The sequence below is a fragment of the Streptomyces sp. NPDC001100 genome (genome assembly GCF_053598575.1).
Genome location: NZ_JBSFKO010000028.1, coordinates 121,695 through 136,181 on the forward strand (window position 1 = coordinate 121,695; position 14,487 = coordinate 136,181).

General features: G+C 70.7%; 13 protein-coding genes. 6 read left to right on the forward strand and 7 right to left on the reverse strand.

What is annotated here, in order from left to right:
• The 3 genes from ACWDEW_RS33385 to ACWDEW_RS33395 all read left to right on the forward strand — a co-directional run bounded on the left by ACWDEW_RS33385 (nt 1) and on the right by ACWDEW_RS33395 (nt 2,470).
• Nucleotides 1–669 carry a hypothetical protein gene (locus tag ACWDEW_RS33385; protein ID WP_450517766.1) on the forward strand — a complete coding sequence of 223 codons (669 nt, stop codon included), beginning with the start codon at nt 1–3 and terminating at the stop codon, nt 667–669.
• An 81-nt stretch (nt 670–750) separates the two neighbouring features.
• Nucleotides 751–1,623, forward strand: coding sequence for an LLM class flavin-dependent oxidoreductase (locus tag ACWDEW_RS33390; RefSeq protein WP_450517768.1), 873 nt, complete (start codon nt 751–753; stop codon nt 1,621–1,623).
• 73 nt (nt 1,624–1,696) lie between these two features.
• A complete protein-coding gene (locus ACWDEW_RS33395) occupies nt 1,697–2,470 on the forward strand; it encodes a maleylpyruvate isomerase family mycothiol-dependent enzyme (protein ID WP_450517770.1) in 774 nt (257 codons plus the stop codon).
• A gap of 18 nt (nt 2,471–2,488) precedes the next feature.
• Here ACWDEW_RS33395 and dacB read toward each other — a convergent pair whose 3' ends face one another.
• Both dacB and ACWDEW_RS33405 read right to left on the reverse strand, forming a co-directional pair.
• Nucleotides 2,489–3,808, reverse strand: a complete 1,320-nt coding sequence (dacB, locus tag ACWDEW_RS33400) for a D-alanyl-D-alanine carboxypeptidase/D-alanyl-D-alanine endopeptidase (RefSeq protein ID WP_450517772.1) — start codon at nt 3,806–3,808, stop codon at nt 2,489–2,491.
• A 140-nt stretch (nt 3,809–3,948) separates the two neighbouring features.
• Nucleotides 3,949–6,921: a SpoIIE family protein phosphatase gene (locus tag ACWDEW_RS33405; protein ID WP_450517774.1), complete on the reverse strand. Its 2,973-nt coding sequence runs from the start codon at nt 6,919–6,921 to the stop codon at nt 3,949–3,951.
• A gap of 332 nt (nt 6,922–7,253) precedes the next feature.
• On the opposite strand from ACWDEW_RS33405, the gene rutA reads away from it, so the two are divergent.
• Both rutA and ACWDEW_RS33415 read left to right on the forward strand, forming a co-directional pair.
• Complete coding sequence (gene rutA / locus ACWDEW_RS33410) at nt 7,254–8,327, forward strand: pyrimidine utilization protein A (protein WP_450517776.1); 1,074 nt, start codon at nt 7,254–7,256, stop codon at nt 8,325–8,327.
• 95 nt (nt 8,328–8,422) lie between these two features.
• On the forward strand, nt 8,423–9,055 hold the full coding sequence (locus ACWDEW_RS33415) for an isochorismatase family protein (RefSeq protein WP_450517778.1): 633 nt from the start codon (nt 8,423–8,425) through the stop codon (nt 9,053–9,055).
• A gap of 15 nt (nt 9,056–9,070) precedes the next feature.
• Here ACWDEW_RS33415 and ACWDEW_RS33420 read toward each other — a convergent pair whose 3' ends face one another.
• A complete protein-coding gene (locus tag ACWDEW_RS33420) occupies nt 9,071–9,844 on the reverse strand; it encodes a transglutaminase domain-containing protein (protein ID WP_450517780.1) in 774 nt (257 codons plus the stop codon).
• 33 nt (nt 9,845–9,877) lie between these two features.
• On the reverse strand, nt 9,878–10,165 hold the full coding sequence (locus ACWDEW_RS33425; protein WP_450517782.1) for a hypothetical protein: 288 nt from the start codon (nt 10,163–10,165) through the stop codon (nt 9,878–9,880).
• 176 nt (nt 10,166–10,341) lie between these two features.
• Between ACWDEW_RS33425 and ACWDEW_RS33430 the strand changes: the two genes are divergently transcribed.
• Nucleotides 10,342–10,977 carry a hypothetical protein gene (locus ACWDEW_RS33430; RefSeq protein WP_450517783.1) on the forward strand — a complete coding sequence of 212 codons (636 nt, stop codon included), beginning with the start codon at nt 10,342–10,344 and terminating at the stop codon, nt 10,975–10,977.
• A 9-nt stretch (nt 10,978–10,986) separates the two neighbouring features.
• Here the strand turns inward: ACWDEW_RS33430 and ACWDEW_RS33435 are convergent, their stop codons facing one another.
• From ACWDEW_RS33435 to ACWDEW_RS33445, 3 genes are all read right to left on the reverse strand, one after another.
• Nucleotides 10,987–13,026 (reverse strand): ATP-binding protein, encoded by a 2,040-nt coding sequence (locus ACWDEW_RS33435; protein WP_450517785.1) that lies wholly within the window; start codon nt 13,024–13,026, stop codon nt 10,987–10,989.
• Nucleotides 13,027–13,196: 170 nt separating this feature from the next.
• Nucleotides 13,197–13,736 carry an Lrp/AsnC family transcriptional regulator gene (locus ACWDEW_RS33440; RefSeq protein ID WP_450517787.1) on the reverse strand — a complete coding sequence of 180 codons (540 nt, stop codon included), beginning with the start codon at nt 13,734–13,736 and terminating at the stop codon, nt 13,197–13,199.
• A gap of 113 nt (nt 13,737–13,849) precedes the next feature.
• Nucleotides 13,850–14,344, reverse strand: a complete 495-nt coding sequence (locus ACWDEW_RS33445) for a peptidylprolyl isomerase (RefSeq protein ID WP_019074196.1) — start codon at nt 14,342–14,344, stop codon at nt 13,850–13,852.
• Nucleotides 14,345–14,487 lie beyond the last annotated feature (143 nt).

Below are 14,487 nucleotides of genomic sequence, written 5' to 3' on the forward strand. Positions count from 1 at the left end.
ATGCCCACGACCGATAGCGCTCCGGCCTGGCTGCGGCACATCGCCGCTGACCTCCCCTGGCAGTTGCCGGCGGACGTCCGCGACGACTGGACGGCCCGTCTGCACGACCGTCTCGACGAAGTCCCGGACACGGAAGGCCTGTTCACCGTCCATGTCTGGCAGGCCGAGACGATCCTGCCGCTCCTCGCGGAGGCGGCGCAGGAGAGGGAGGCCGCCGCGCTCGCGGCCGCGCGAGACCTGCACCGTGCTGCGGCGCGCGGCAGGACACCGGACCAGGACACCTGGAGAACGGCGCTCACCCCGATGCTCCTGCACCTCTACGACGCGGCCTACGACCGGGCCGGCGCGTACACCGAGGCCCATACGGGCGCCCGCGACTACGCGCTGGCCAACGGCTTCTCCGCGACCGACGCGGACGGATACGGCCACGAGTACGCGCAGTTGAGCAGTGACGCGAACGCGCGGGCCTGCGCCGAGGCCCACGCGCAGGCACTCGGTCCCGCGCTGGCGCGGGCGTACGCGAGCGACGGGTGCGAGGCGTACGCCGACACGTTTCCGGCGGCCCAACTCCGTGCCGTTGTAAGGGCCTTGACGGAACACGGGGACCCGGACCCGGCCGCGCGCCTGGCCGAGGGGCTCATCTCGGCGCTGGCGACATCGCGGCCGTAGACACTCGGGCCGGGGATCGCGGAGAGTGGGGACCCGTATGCAAGATCGGCGGCGCGCCACGACGGGAAGAGGCCCCACCTCATGACACAGCTTCGGATCGGTGTGATGTACAACCGCGACTGGGCCCCGGAGGAGTTGCCCGGATTCGCGCGGCAGGTCGAGGTGCTCGGTGTGGACGATCTCTGGGTGGTCGAGGACCTGGGATGGAACGGAGGGATATCCGCCGCCGCCATCGCACTGGGAGCGACACAGCGGCTGCGGGTGGGCATCGGGATCATGCCGGCCCCGTTGCGCAGTCCGGCACTGTTGGCGATGGAGGTGGCCACGGTGGCGCGGGTGTTCCCCGGCCGGCTCGTCGCCGGGATAGGGCACGGGGTGACCGAGTGGATGGCCGACGTCGACGCGGTCGCGCGGTCACCGCTGGCTCTGCTGGAGGAGACGATCCGCTCCGTGCGCGCCCTGCTCCGTGGGGAGCGCGTCGTCATGGAAGGGCGGGAAGTGCGGCTGGCCGGCGTCCAGTTGGTCCATCCGCCGACGGAGCCGCCGCCAGTGGTCGCGGGTGTGGTGCGGCCCCGCTCGCTGGAGCTGTCCGGGCGCGCCGCGGACGGGACGGTGGTCGCCGAGGGGCACGGGCCGTCCGATGTCAGGAACGCTCGGGCGTCGGTCGAAAAGGGCGGCGCTTCCGCGGACCACACCATGACGGTGTTCGCCTTCTGTTGCGTGGGGGACAGCGCCGATCAGGTGAAGCATGAGCTGCAGCCGCATGTCGACGGCCATGGCGCCTGGCTCGGCCGCCCGGCGGAGCAGGTGTACACCGTCTCCGGCACGGCGGAACAGGCCGCCGAACGGGTCCGCGAGCTGGAAGCGGCCGGCGCGGACACGGTCGTGCTGCGCATGATCGGCCCCGAGCCGGTGGAACGGCTGGCGGATCTGCTGAAGGCCCTCGGCCGCTGACTCGGGTGGCGGCGGGTCGGCCGTCCTGGTCCGGCACTGGACACCACGCCCCACTCCCTGCACGATCCCGTGCATGACAGTCGAGGACGCCATCACCGTCACCGCCGACCGGATCGCCGCGCTGCTCCCGGCCGGCACCGATCCGCGGACACCGCTGCGGGGTGCCGAGTGGACGGTGGGGGAGGCGGCGGCGCATCTCGCGCTGGCGGGGAAGCTGATGCGGGACATCGGTGCGGGCAAGACACGGCCGTACGGCGACGGGACGCCGGGTGGGCTCGCGATGGCCAACAGCGCGTCCCTGGCCGCGTTTCCTGAGCGGGATCCGGTGGTTCTCGGCACGGTGATAGCCGACCAGGCCAGGGCGTTCGTCACGGACACCGCCGGCCGCTCTCCGCGGGAGCAGGTGCTGACACCCATGGGGCCGATGGACCTGGCCACCCTGGGCTCGTACCTGCTCACGCATCTGCTGGGGCACGGCTACGACATCGCGGTCGCGCTGGGCCGGCCGCACATGGTGAGGCGGGACGTCGTCCCGTTCACGCTGCCCTTCATGCGGCTGGCCATGCCGCGTGTGGTGAACGCCGCCGCGGCCGGTCACCACGCGTGCTACGTGGTACGGACCGGCCGCGACCGCTTCGCCGTGACCTTCGCCGACGGGGTTCCCACGGTCAGCGACGAGCCGCCCAGGCGCCCCGACTGCACGATCGCCATCGACCCCGTCGCCTTCCTCCTTCTCGCCCTCGGCCGCTGGAGTGCCCCCACCACCATGGCCCGCGCCAAGGTGGTCGTCTGGGGCCGCAGACCGTGGCTCGGTCCGCGCTTCCCGGGGCTCTTCACGGCGCCGTAGCCGACGGCCCGAACTTGCTTACGCCCAGCAGCCGTTGACGGTGGCGGCGAGGCCGTCGAGGGCGTCCTTGGTGTCGGCGGGGGCGGCGGTGGAGTTGTTCTCGATGAAGGAGAAGATCTTCCAGTTCCCGTCCGCCGCCTTGGTCAGCCCGCTCAGCGCGATCGCGCCGGTCAGCGTGCCCGTCTTGGCCATCACCTTGCCGACGGCGCACTGCGAGTCGGCGGTGTCGAACCGGCCCCACTCGGGTCCCAGCGTCGAACCCGCCTCGCCCGCGACGGGCAGTCCGTCGATGATGTACTTGAGCGTCGGTGCGTTGGCCGGGTTGTCGGCCAGGTCGAGGATGTCGGCGATGGTCTGTGCCGGGATGCGGTTGGAGCGGGACAGACCGCTGCCGTCGTGGATCTCGAAGTTGGTCAGCGAGATGCCGTACTGGGTGAGGATCTGGCGGACGACCGCCGTGCCGTCCTCGAAGGTGGCCGGGCGGCCGGAGGCGAGCGCGGTCATCCGGAGCAGGGTCTCGGCGATATCGTTGTCACTCACCTTGAGCATGTGCTCCACGATGGTGGACAGCGCCGCGGACTGGTGCTCCGCCACGGGGACGGCTCCGGTGCCCGCGACGCCGTGCGTGACACTCCCGGTGACCGTGACGCCCTGCGCGGCGAGGAGCTTCGCGAAGGTCTGGCCGGCGTCCAGGGACGTGTCCGTGACGTGATGGCCGTCGACCACCAACGCCCGTACGGGAGCGATGGAGTCGGGGTAGTAGCCGTCGTTCCAGCCGACGGCGAGGGAGGGCTCGGGGAAGAGGCTGTCGTCGACCTGGACCTTCACCGAGGTCAGGCCCGCGCTCTTCAGGCCCGCGACGACGGTCGTGACCATCGCGCTGAGGTCGGCGGAGGTCAGCGTGCGGTCCCCGCCGCCGACCAGGGTGACCGTGCCGGCGTCGTAGACGGCCTTCGTGGTGAAGCGGTGATCGGGGCCGAGGACCGTGAGCGCGGCCGTCGAGGTGCCGAGCTTGGTGTTGGACGCCGGCATGAGCGCGGTGGTCGCGTCATGGCCCCACACGACATTGTTGGACTGCGCGTCGATGACCACGCCGCTGAGCGTGGTGCCCAGCCGGGTGTCCTGGATGCGGGTGTCGAGGTTGGTCGCGATCTGCTGCTCGGCGGGGTCCAGCGTGGCGGCGGTCTGCCCGGCGGCGAACGCGGACGTGCCGAACAGGATCGTCCCGGCGACGGGAGCGGTCACCGCGATGACGGCGACCCGGCGGAACATCGGGCCGACCGTTCCGCTCTTGCGGTGACGTGCGCTCGTGCGGTCGGTCGAGGGGGAGTTGGGCATGGCGTCCTCGGTGCAGGGGAGGCGAGTGGGGACGGACGAAAGATCCGGGGATCTTGAAGGGGAAAGTAACAGCTCGAACTCGCGTTACCCATGGGTACGTTGTGAAGAGCGGGAGCCTGGCTGATTTGCGACGGTGCCCGTCAGTCCTCGTCCCCGAAGGGCAGCGAGTCGAGGTCCCCGGTGAAGTCCTCCAGACTCGGGAACATCAACTCCAGTGCGTCGTCCGGGAGTTCATGCCGAGCGCCCGAGGCGCTCAGCGCCTGCTCGGTCCAGATGCACTTGCCCGTCGAGGTGTACCGGGTGCCCCAGCGCTGGGTGAGGGCGGTGATCAGCTGCAGCCCGCGGCCACCTTCGTCCGTGTCCGTGGCGCGCCGGATCCGCGGCATCGTCAGACTGCCGTCGAAGACCTCGCAGATCAGCTCGGCGCCGTGCAGGAGGCGCAGGCTGACCGGGCCCTTGGCGTGCCGCACCACATTGCCCACCAGCTCGCTGGCCAGGAGTTCCGTGGTCGGGGTCAGATCCTCCAGACCCCAGGTGCTCAGCTGCTCCCGCACATGACGACGGGCCTGGCCGGCCGCTCGCGGGTCCTCGGGGAGCGACCAGGAGGCGATCCTGTCGGGGGTCAGGGCGTGCAGCCGGGCGACGAGAAGGGCGGCGTCGTCGGCCGTCGGCTGCTCGGCGGGCAGCAGGCCCGCCGTGAGGGTGTCGCACAGCCGCTCCAGCTCCAGCCGCTCGGAGCCCGCCTCCACGCCGGCGCCGGACCGGTGGGCCGCGCTCAGCAGCCGCGCCAGATCCGCCATGCCCTCGTCCATCTCACGCTTCGACGACTCCACCAGACCGTCGGTGTAGAGGACGAGCAGGCTGCCCTCCGGCACCTTCAACTCGACCGTCTCGAACGGCGGTTCAGCCGCGCCGAGCGGCGGGTCGGCCGACAGCTGGGGGAAGTGCACCGTGCCGTCCGGGTGCACCACGGCCGGCGGCGGATGACCGGCCCCGGCGATGGAGCAGATCTGGGTCGTCGAGTCGTAGAGCGCGTACAGGCAGGTCACGTACGACTCCTCGCCCATCCCGGCGACGAGGTCGTTCAGGTGGCTCATGATCTCGTCGGGCGGCAGCTCCAGGTCGGCGAGCGTGTGCAGCGCGGTGCGCAGCCGGCCCATCGTCGCCGCCTCCGGCAGACCGTGGCCCATCACATCGCCCACCACCAGGGCCACCTGGCCGCCGGAGAGCGGGATGATGTCGTACCAGTCGCCGCCCACGTCCATGCCCTGGCCCGCCGGGAGGTATCGGGCCGCGGCGGTGCACGCCGGCAGCTCGGGCAGCGCCCGGGGGAGCAGGCTGCGCTGGAGTGCGCGGGAACGGTTGTGCTCGGCGTCGTAGAGCCGGGCCCGCTCCAGGGCCTGGGCGACGAGGGCGCAGATCGTGGAGAGGAGCGTGCGCTCCTCGTCGGTGAGCCGGCGGGGGCGGTCGAAGGCCACGACACAGACGCCGAAAGTGTGGCCGGACGCCGTCAGCGGCAGGAACGCCCACGCCTGCTTCTCGGCCCTGGACGGCCTGGCGGCCAGCTCGGGGTAGCGGGCCGTGTACTCCCCGACCGAGGACAGGAACAGCGGCACGCCGGACGCGATCACGTCCCAGGACGGCTCGCCGGGGGTGGGGACGCTGCCGTCGACGACGTCGAGGAACTCCTCCGGGTAGCCGTCCGCTCCCACGGTGTGCAGCCGGTCGCCCTCGATGGCCTGCACCAGAAGTCCGGTGGCGGCGAACGGCGGCAGCACCCGGCGGGCGACCGCGGCCACCACGTCCTGCGAGGTCGTCGCCTTGGCGAGAGCGGCGGTCAGCTCCCCGATCCGGGCCGCGCGCCGGGCCACCGCCAGCTCGGACGCCCTGCGCTCCTCCTCGTGCTGGCGCTTCTCCGTGACGTCGGTGAGATAGAGGGTGACCCCGTCGGGCCCCGGGACCAGCCGCAGGTGGTGACGGCGGCCGGTGCCCTCCAGCTGGGCGTCGAAGCCCACCGGAGTCTCCTCGGCCGCGGCCTTGCGGCAGCGGTCCTCCAGGCCGGGGACGCTCCGTACCGTGGGCAGCTCCCACAGGAGGCGTCCGAACAGCTCCTCCTCGGACAGGCCCAGCGTGCGCTCCGCCTCCAGGTTGGCGAAGGTGATCCGCCAGTCGTCGTCCACCGCGAGGAAGCCGTCGCTCATGTGGCGCAGGGCGCGACTGAGGGAGTCCCGGGCGGACCGGGACTCGTTGCTCTCCCAGCCCACACCGATCATCCGGAGGGGCTCGCCCTGTTCGTCGTAGGTCGCCCGGCCGCGGGCCCGGGTCCAGCCGTACGTGCCGTCCAGGCGGCGCACCCGGTACTCGGCCTCGAACACGTCGTGCTCGCGGATCGCCCGGTCCACCGCGTCCAGCGTCGGCGGGAGGTCGTCGGGATGGACGCACACCATCCAGTTCTCGACCCTCGCGGTGTAGTCCTCGGGCCGGGTGCCGTAGAGCTCCAGGGCCGCCTCGTCCCAGATCAGCTCGCCGCCCTGGATGTCCCAGTCCCACGAACCGACGCTGACCTCCTTCAGCGCCTGCCGCAGCCGCTCACGGTGGCCGGCCGGCTCCGTCGTGGAGGGGCCGGAGGGCGGCGGCGCCTGGCTCATGCGCTCCTCGGTCCAGGCGACCAGGTCCCGGAGGAAGGCCCACTGTCGCGGTGTGGGCTCACCCTGCTCGCCCATCAGCATCGTGAGCGCGCCGATGCTGCGGTCCCCGCCGGACACCGGCACGGCGGCCAGACCGGTGCCGGGCCACGGGAGCTTGTGGCCCGCGGAACCGCTCACGGGCGTGCACTCCACCGGAGCCCACGGAACCCACACACCACTGCCCTGGTGCAGCGCCCTGGCCGGGGCCGTCGGGCCCTCCTGGTCGATGATCTCCCACGGGCGGGTCAGGGCGGGAGGCAGACCGGTCGACGACACCAGCCGCAGCGCGGACATCGGGCCACGCAGATGAATCGCTCCACCGAGGGCTCCCAGCTCGCCCACCGCGTGCTGCAGTGCCAGCCGGAAGACTTCGCTCTCGGTGACGCCGGGGTCCACAGTGCCGAGCAGAGCCAGACGTGCGTTCATACCGTAAATTTTACCGTTCCCGCCTCACATGACACTGGCTCCGCAGGACTCCCACCCTTGGCTCAAGCTGTCGCGCAAGGCTCTCAACAGCCAGCATTCCAGGCCGAGTTGCATCGGAGTTCCGCCGACGTTCCCTCGGGTGACAATACTCGGCATCCGTGGCACCCGCGCCCTGTGCGACAACAGGGACCGCGGACATCGCGCAGTTCACGGACGGGGTGGGGAGCGGTAACGGTCGACGACTACCTTTGTGGTCGACCCGGAAACCCTTGATCATGCCCGCGCGTTGTCACCCCGTCAGGCTCACCGCCCACCCGCCAACGAGGAGCGGCATGGACATCGGCGTATTCATCCCCATCGGCAACAACGGCTGGCTCATATCGAAGAGCGCGCCCCAGTACCGACCGAGCTTCGAGCTGAACAAGGCCATCGTGCAGAAGGCCGAGGAACACGGGCTCGACTTCGCGCTGTCGATGATCAAGCTCAAGGGATTCGGCGGCGAGACGGAGTTCTGGGACCACAACCTGGAGTCGTTCACCCTGATGGCGGGCCTGGCCGCCGTCACGGAGCGGATCAAGCTCTACGCCTCCACTCCCATCCTGGTGCTGCCCCCGGCGATCGTCGCCCGCATGGCCACGACCATCGACTCCATCGCTCCCGGCCGCTTCGGCATCAACATCGTCACCGGCTGGGCACCCGGCGAGTACTCCCAGATGGGCCTGTGGCCCGGCGACGAACACTTCGGCAACCGCTACGCGCGCGCCGCCGAGTACGTCACCGTGATGAAGGAGCTGTGGAGCGAGGGCGTCAGCAACTTCAAGGGCGAGTTCTACGAGATGGACGACTGCGTGCTGTCCCCGCGCCCGGCGGACGGCCACATCGACATCGTCGCCGCCGGACAGAGCACCACCGGGATCCGGTTCGCCGCCGAGCACGCCGAGTACAACTTCATCCTGGGCAGCGGCGTCAACACCCCGCTCGCGCTGTCGGGCACCACGGCCACCCTCGTGGAGGCGGCCGAGGAGACCGGCCGTGATGTCGGCGCGCTCTCCCTCTTCATGGTCATCGCCGACGAGACCGACGAGGCCGCCCACGCCAAGTGGCAGGACTACCACGACAACGCCGACCACGCGGCGCTGGCGTACATGGCGGGGGAGACGGCCACCGACACGACCTCCGACGGCACCTCGACCGCCCGGACCATCGCGCTGCCCGAGGGCGCGGTGAACTTCAACATGGGCACACTGGTCGGGTCGTACGAGACCGTCGCGAAACTGCTCGACGAGGTCGCCGAAGTCGAGGGCACCAAGGGCATCATGCTCGTCTTCGACGACTTCCTCGAAGGCCTGGAGAACTTCGGCACCCGCATCCAGCCCCTGATGAAGTCCCGCGCACAGTCCAGTTGATCCCTTCCCCGCGAGCGCGGCCCCGGAGCCGGACACCCGCTGTCCGACTGCTCCGGGAGCCGCTCCGGACCCGCCAGGACAGGAAGGCCGTCGCCATGACCCGTCGTGCCCAGGAGGAGGACTACGAGCGCGCCGGGCTCGACGGGCGGCTCAGCCCCGGCACCTCCCCGGCGCTGGTCCTGGTGGACCCTGCCCGTGCGTACGTCGACCCGGACTGCCCGCTCTACGCCGGCGTCGAACCGGCGGCCGACGCGATGAGGACCCTGCTGGCCGACGCGCGCCGAGCAGGGATTCCGGTCGTCGTCACGCGGGTGCTGCTGAGGGCGGACGGCAGTGACGGCGGGGTCTTCTTGCGCAAGGTGCCGAGCCTGCGCGTATTCGTGGAAGGCAGCCCCTTCGGCGAGTTCATCGACGGACTGGCCCCGGCGGCGGGCGAACTGACGGTGACGAAGCAGTGCCCGAGCGCCTTCTTCGGCACCGGACTGGCAGAGCACCTCACTGCCGCCCGCATCGACACGGTCCTCGTCGGCGGACTCTCGACGAGCGGCTGTGTCCGCGCGACCGCCCTCGACGCCATGCAGCACGGATTCGTCCCGATCGTGGTCGAGGAGGCGGTCGGCGACCGCGATCCCGACATCCACGCGGCGAATCTCTTCGACATCGCGCACAAGATCGGTGAGGTCTGGCCGCTCGGGCGTGCCCAGGAGTACCTGGAGCCGTTCGGCTGACCGGGGCGTCGGATGCTACGCCGCCCGGTGCCGCCCCATGACGGGCTCGGCCAGCACTCTCGCCACCGGGCAGAGGGTCTGACCGTGCCGCGCGAAGAGTTCGTCGCGCGAGTCGAAGTGGCCCAGATCCGCCACTATGTAGGCCGAGAGGTCGCATCCGGTGCCTCCGGCTGTCGGGCAGAGTGTCGCCCCGTCCCAGTCGATCGCCGTTCTGGCCAGCGCCTCGAAGAGTGTCTCCGAGCCGGAATTGGTGAAACCGGCGCCGGCTCCTTCGCTCAACTCCCCAAGACTGCCGAAGAGTTCGGACACCGCCAGCCAGGAAGCGGACGGCGCGCCGTCCAGACGGAATTCCGGCCAGGCCAGCAGAACTTGGTCCGGGACGATCCGGCGCAACCGGGGGAAGCGCGGATACCAGAGCGTCCCGTCCACCAGCAGACCGCGCACCCGGGTGGCCACCCCGGCGGCCCGCGCCACGGCTTCGAGTACGGCGAGCCGCTGACTGCACGAGCCACGGCCGCGGCGCAGCACCTCGGACACCGGCCGTTCGTCCTGCACCGAGTACACCGGCCGTACCGCTTCGGTGATCCGGTGGTGGGCCTGGCGCAGGGTCTCGATCCGGCGAACGGTCTCCGAGTCCGCCGTCACCTCGATCCCGTCGAGCAGCGAGGCCACGAGCGGGTCCCGCCAGTCGAGGATCCGCGTCGGGGCCGTGCTCCCCGTCGCCGCCGCACCGCCGCCGGTCGTGCCGACGCGAGGGCGCCTTCGCGGTGTGAGCAGCGAACTCGTCATGGTCCTGGTCCTCTCGTCGGACGGTCCCGACGGTCAGGGATGTCCGACGAGAGGACCATCATGAAGGAGAAATTGAACGCGTTCAACTCTGTATGGCCGACTCCTGTGTGAAACCATGTGTAGATCGTCGACGCAGCCGAGGTAACCACCCCTGGCGCCCGAGCGGTCGAAGCCCAGGAGCACGTTGCTGAACGACTGCCCAGTCCTGACCGCACCGAGCTCCACGGTCACGCGGTTCCTGGTGTCCAGCGCCAGGTCGACGCTGAGCGTGGTGTCGCCGCGGATGGTGAGCGGCGTGCCGTTGAAGCCGTGGACCTGCATGGAGGCGTCGTCGTGCCGGTCACGTTGAAGGTCCGGGGCCGGGCGAGGTACCGGTCTGACGCCCGGGCCGTGTGTCGCGCGGGGGAATGTCGGTGGCATCGCTCGCGACAACGTTATACGAAATGGAGATCGACTCTCTGTGCGGACCCGCTCAGGGCTGATCTAGGGTCGGCCCCATGGTTGCCATGAAGCTCTCCGCATCCGCCCGCCGTGTCGTCGAGGCGGCGGAACGGCTCGCCGCCACGCTCGGGGGCGACCCGAACCACACCGTGGCCGCGGCGGCGATGGACACGGCCGGGCGGATCCACGAGGCGGTCAACGTCTACCACTTCACCGGCGGACCGTGCGCCGAACTGGTCGCGCTCGGTGTCGCCGCCACGGCGGGAGCGGGTCCGCTCGTCACCATCGCCGCCGCGGGGGACGGGGGGCGCGGGCTCATCCCGCCGTGCGGTCGCTGCCGGCAAGCGCTGCTCGATCTGCATCCCGATGTCCAGGTCGCCGTACCGACCGACGACGGGTCGACCCTGCGGCCGATCAGGAGACTGCTGCCGGACACCTACTTCTTCCCCGACGCGGACGCGCGTCGCATCGTCCGGTTCGACAGTCACGACTACGAGGCCGTCGCCGGCGCGCGGAAGACCTCGACCGTCCGCCACGACGAAACGATCGGGCCCGGTCCCGCGATCTTCTTCTTCGAGGGCGACGCAGCCCACCGCACGCTGAACGGCACCGTCACCGGCGTCGAACGCCGTCGGCTCGACGACGGGTCGACCGTCGACCAGTTGACGTTCACCGTCGAAGCACCTGAGTGAGGGCGGCGGTCAGGATGCGAGCGGGCCCTGCATGACCAGGGCGAGGCCCTGTTCGGCGTCGTCGTTGAGGGCGTTGCGGAAGGCGCTGTCGTAGGCGTCGTCGCCGACCGCCTTGCGGGCCTGGAGCTCCCATTCCTCGCGGACGGCGGAGAGTTCGGGGGTGCCATGGTTCGGGTGGCCGAGCATGCGCCAGAAGGTGTTGCCCGTACCGGACGTGCGCGCTGCCGCGATGCCGTTGCCCTGTACGGCGTTGGCTCCGGTGAGGAGGTCGAGCGCGAGGGCGATGCCGAGATTGTCGTGGAGGTTGTGCTTGCTGGTGAGCATGGCCCGGGCATGGAGTTCGGCGTCGTGCGCGCGCCCCTGGAGGAGGTCTATGAAGGCGAGTTGGTGGAACGCGTACGACCGCGCCCAGTGCTCGCCGTACCGCACACTGAGCCGGCGCAGGGCGACGGCCGCCTCGTAGGCCTCGGCGAGTCGGCCCAGCGCGGAGTGGGCGAAGGTGCGGATCACCATGCAGCAGAGCTGCGGCGCGCCCGACGGCGGCGACTGGCCGTGGGTGATCAGGGCGTGGTCACACACCTCGTACGCGTCCTGGGGGCGGCCGGCCATGAGGTGGGTGAGGCCGACCGTGTGGGCGGCGAAGAGTTCGGACTGCGGGTCGCCGTCCTGGTGTGCGGCGGCGGTGCATTCCTCCCCGACGAGCAGGGCCCTGCGGTGGTCGCCCTGGAGGGTGAGGGTGATGCCCAGGGCCCACAGGGCGCGGGTGCGGGAGGGGCCCTTGGGCGTGTCGAGGGCCAGGGCACGTTCGAGGTAGTCGCGGGATTCGTGGAGGTGCCCGCAACAGGGCCAGAACAGGCCGGTGCGGCCGGCCATTTCCACGGCGGCTTCGGGGTCCGTGTCGATGAGGTGGTCGAGTGCGGCGCGTACGTCGCTGTGGCTCGCCGAGACCCGCGCGTACCAGGCGACCTGCTGTTCACTGAGCCAGCCCGCCTCGGCCTCGCCCAGCATGGTGGCGAAGTGTGCGGCGTGGAGGCGGATCTGTGTCTGATCCTCCCCGAGTTCCGCGAGCCACATGGCGCCGTACTCGCACAGCGTGTCCAGCATGCGGTAGCGGACGCCGACCCGTTGCAGCACGGACTGGTCGGCCAGCCGGTCGAGGAGCCGGGGGACGGCGTCGGCTTCGAGCGGGCCGCCGGCGCACACGGACTGCGCGTCGGCCGTGTCGAAGGGGCCGCGGAAGACGGAGAGCCTGGCCCACAGCAGGCGTTCCAGCGGGGAACACAGTTCGTGGCTCCAGCCGATCGTCGTGCGAAGGGCCCGCTGGCGCCGGGGCCACGCGGTCTCGTCGACGAGCGTGTCGAGGCGTGAGGCGAGGCGCTCGGCGATCTCGCCGAGGCTGTTCTCCCGCAGGCGCGCACAGGCCAGTTCGACGGCGAGCGGGATCCCCTCCAGGCGGTGGCAGATGGCGGAGACGGTTTCGGCGGAGCCGGGGGAGTCGAGGGACACGTCCGGGGCGGCTGTGGCACAGCGGTCGCGGAACAGGCGGACGGCGTCGCTCGCACCGCCGTCGTCCATCGACAGCGGCGTCACCTCGACGAGCTGCTCCTCCCGGACACCGATGGGCTGCCTGCTGGTGGCCATGACCGTCAACCCCGGTGCGGAGGCGAGGAGTTCGCTCATCAGGAGAAGGCAGGCGGGCAGTACGCGCTCGCAGCAGTCGAAGACGAGCAGCACCTGCCGGCCGGCCAGCCACTCGCACAGCGCCTCGACGGGGGCGCGCGGATTGTGGTCCAGGAGATCGACGGCGTCGCAGACCGTGGCGGTGAAGAGCCGGTCGTCGTAGAGGTTCGAGAGATCGACCCACCACACCCCGTCGGCGTACCGGTCCCTGACCTGTTCCGCGACGCGCAGCGCAAGGCGGCTCTTGCCCACACCTCCGCCACCGGTGAGAGTGACCGACCGGTGCTGCGTCAACGCGGTTCTGACCGCGTCGAGTTCGCTTGCGCGGCCGACGAAGCTGGTCGTTACGACGGGGAGGTTGCCTGCCACGGTCCCATCCTGCACGGCCCGGGCACGGCGCCAAACCCACTCGCGGGAAACGGTCACAGGTGATCGGGTTTGGTAATTGTTCGGTCGTCCCGTTCGGTTCGGCCGGTCCGCCGTGAAGCCGCCGGTTCAGAGGCTCCCGGGGCGGACGAGACCGGTCCGCTTGACCCCGCTCAGGAGGGGGTGACCTCAAGCGTGGAGATGTGGGGGAGGGCGCCGATGGTCTCGCTCACGAAGCGGTACAGCGCGTCGAGATCGGTGGCGGCGACCGCGACGAGGAGGTTGGCCGGGCCGATGGTGGCGGAGGCGAAGCGGACCTGCGGGTGGCGGCTGAGCCGGCGGCCCGTCTCCTCCAGACCGCCGGGTGCGACGGTGATCCACAGCAGTGCCTCGGTACGGATGCCCAGCCGGGCCAGGTCGACCTCGGTCGCGAGCCTGAGCACCTGGTTGTCGACCAGCGCCTCCAGTCGGCGCCGGGCGGTGAGCGGGGTGGTGTCGGCGCGGCGGGCGAGATCGGCGTAGGAGGACCGCCCGTCCTCGATCAGTGACTCGACCAGCGTGTGGTCGAGCGGCTGGAGTCCCGGGCGGACGGCCGGGGTGGAGTGCTCGGACCGCAGTCCGGCCAACTCGGCCTCCGTCAGCAGGCCGCCGCTCCAGTCGAAGGCCGCCGGGAAGACCCCTGGCGCCCGCGTTCGGAGGCGAAGTAGGAGCACTCGGACGTGGCCGCGCTCCACGGCCGTACGCCGCCCTCCAAGCGTGGAAACAGCCCGGGCCCCGGGGACGGACATCGTCCCCGGGGCCCGGTCACGTGGTTACCGAGACAGGCTCAGCCCTCGACGACGCCGGAAGCGGCGATCTCGATCTTCGCCTTGGTCGCGCCCGACTGCGAGCCCAGGGACTCGATCTTGTCGATGATCTCCTGGCCCTCGACGGCCTCGCCGAAGACGACGTGCTTGCCGTCGAGCCACGAGGTGACGACGGTGGTGATGAAGAACTGCGAGCCGTTGGTGTTGCGGCCGGCGTTCGCCATCGACAGCAGGTAGGGGCGGTCGTGCTTCAGGTCGAAGTTCTCGTCCGCGAACTTCTCGCCGTAGATGCTCTTGCCACCGGTGCCGTTGTGGTTGGTGAAGTCACCGCCCTGCAGCATGAACTGCGGGATGACGCGGTGGAAGCCGGAGCCCGCGTAGCCGAAGCCGTTCTGCCCCGTGGCCAGCTCGCGGAAGTTGCGGGCGGTCTTCGGGACGACATCGTCGAAGAGGTTGAAGACGATGCGGCCTGCGGGGGCGCCGTCGATGGTGATGTCGAAGTAGACGTTGCTCATAATAAATTCTGTCACTTTCGGTGTGATGCACACTGCCCGGCGCGGCCGTGTGCCGAACGCCGGACCGTTACTTCAGATGGCCCTGATAGCAGAACTCTATCCACAGACCCGGCGTCCGCACTGTCGGCACCGACAGTGCGGAC

Coding starts and splice junctions, on each gene's coding strand:
- ACWDEW_RS33395 (WP_450517770.1), top strand. CDS start 1,697: ATGACAGTCGAGGACGCCATCACCGTCACCGCCGACCGGATCGCCGCG.
- ACWDEW_RS33425 (WP_450517782.1), bottom strand. CDS start 10,165: ATGCAGGTCCACGGCTTCAACGGCACGCCGCTCACCATCCGCGGCGAC.
- ACWDEW_RS33390 (WP_450517768.1), top strand. CDS start 751: ATGACACAGCTTCGGATCGGTGTGATGTACAACCGCGACTGGGCCCCG.
- dacB (WP_450517772.1), bottom strand. CDS start 3,808: ATGCCCAACTCCCCCTCGACCGACCGCACGAGCGCACGTCACCGCAAG.
- ACWDEW_RS33430 (WP_450517783.1), top strand. CDS start 10,342: ATGGTTGCCATGAAGCTCTCCGCATCCGCCCGCCGTGTCGTCGAGGCG.
- ACWDEW_RS33405 (WP_450517774.1), bottom strand. CDS start 6,921: ATGAACGCACGTCTGGCTCTGCTCGGCACTGTGGACCCCGGCGTCACC.
- ACWDEW_RS33415 (WP_450517778.1), top strand. CDS start 8,423: ATGACCCGTCGTGCCCAGGAGGAGGACTACGAGCGCGCCGGGCTCGAC.
- ACWDEW_RS33385 (WP_450517766.1), top strand. CDS start 1: ATGCCCACGACCGATAGCGCTCCGGCCTGGCTGCGGCACATCGCCGCT.
- ACWDEW_RS33420 (WP_450517780.1), bottom strand. CDS start 9,844: ATGACGAGTTCGCTGCTCACACCGCGAAGGCGCCCTCGCGTCGGCACG.
- ACWDEW_RS33445 (WP_019074196.1), bottom strand. CDS start 14,344: ATGAGCAACGTCTACTTCGACATCACCATCGACGGCGCCCCCGCAGGC.
- rutA (WP_450517776.1), top strand. CDS start 7,254: ATGGACATCGGCGTATTCATCCCCATCGGCAACAACGGCTGGCTCATA.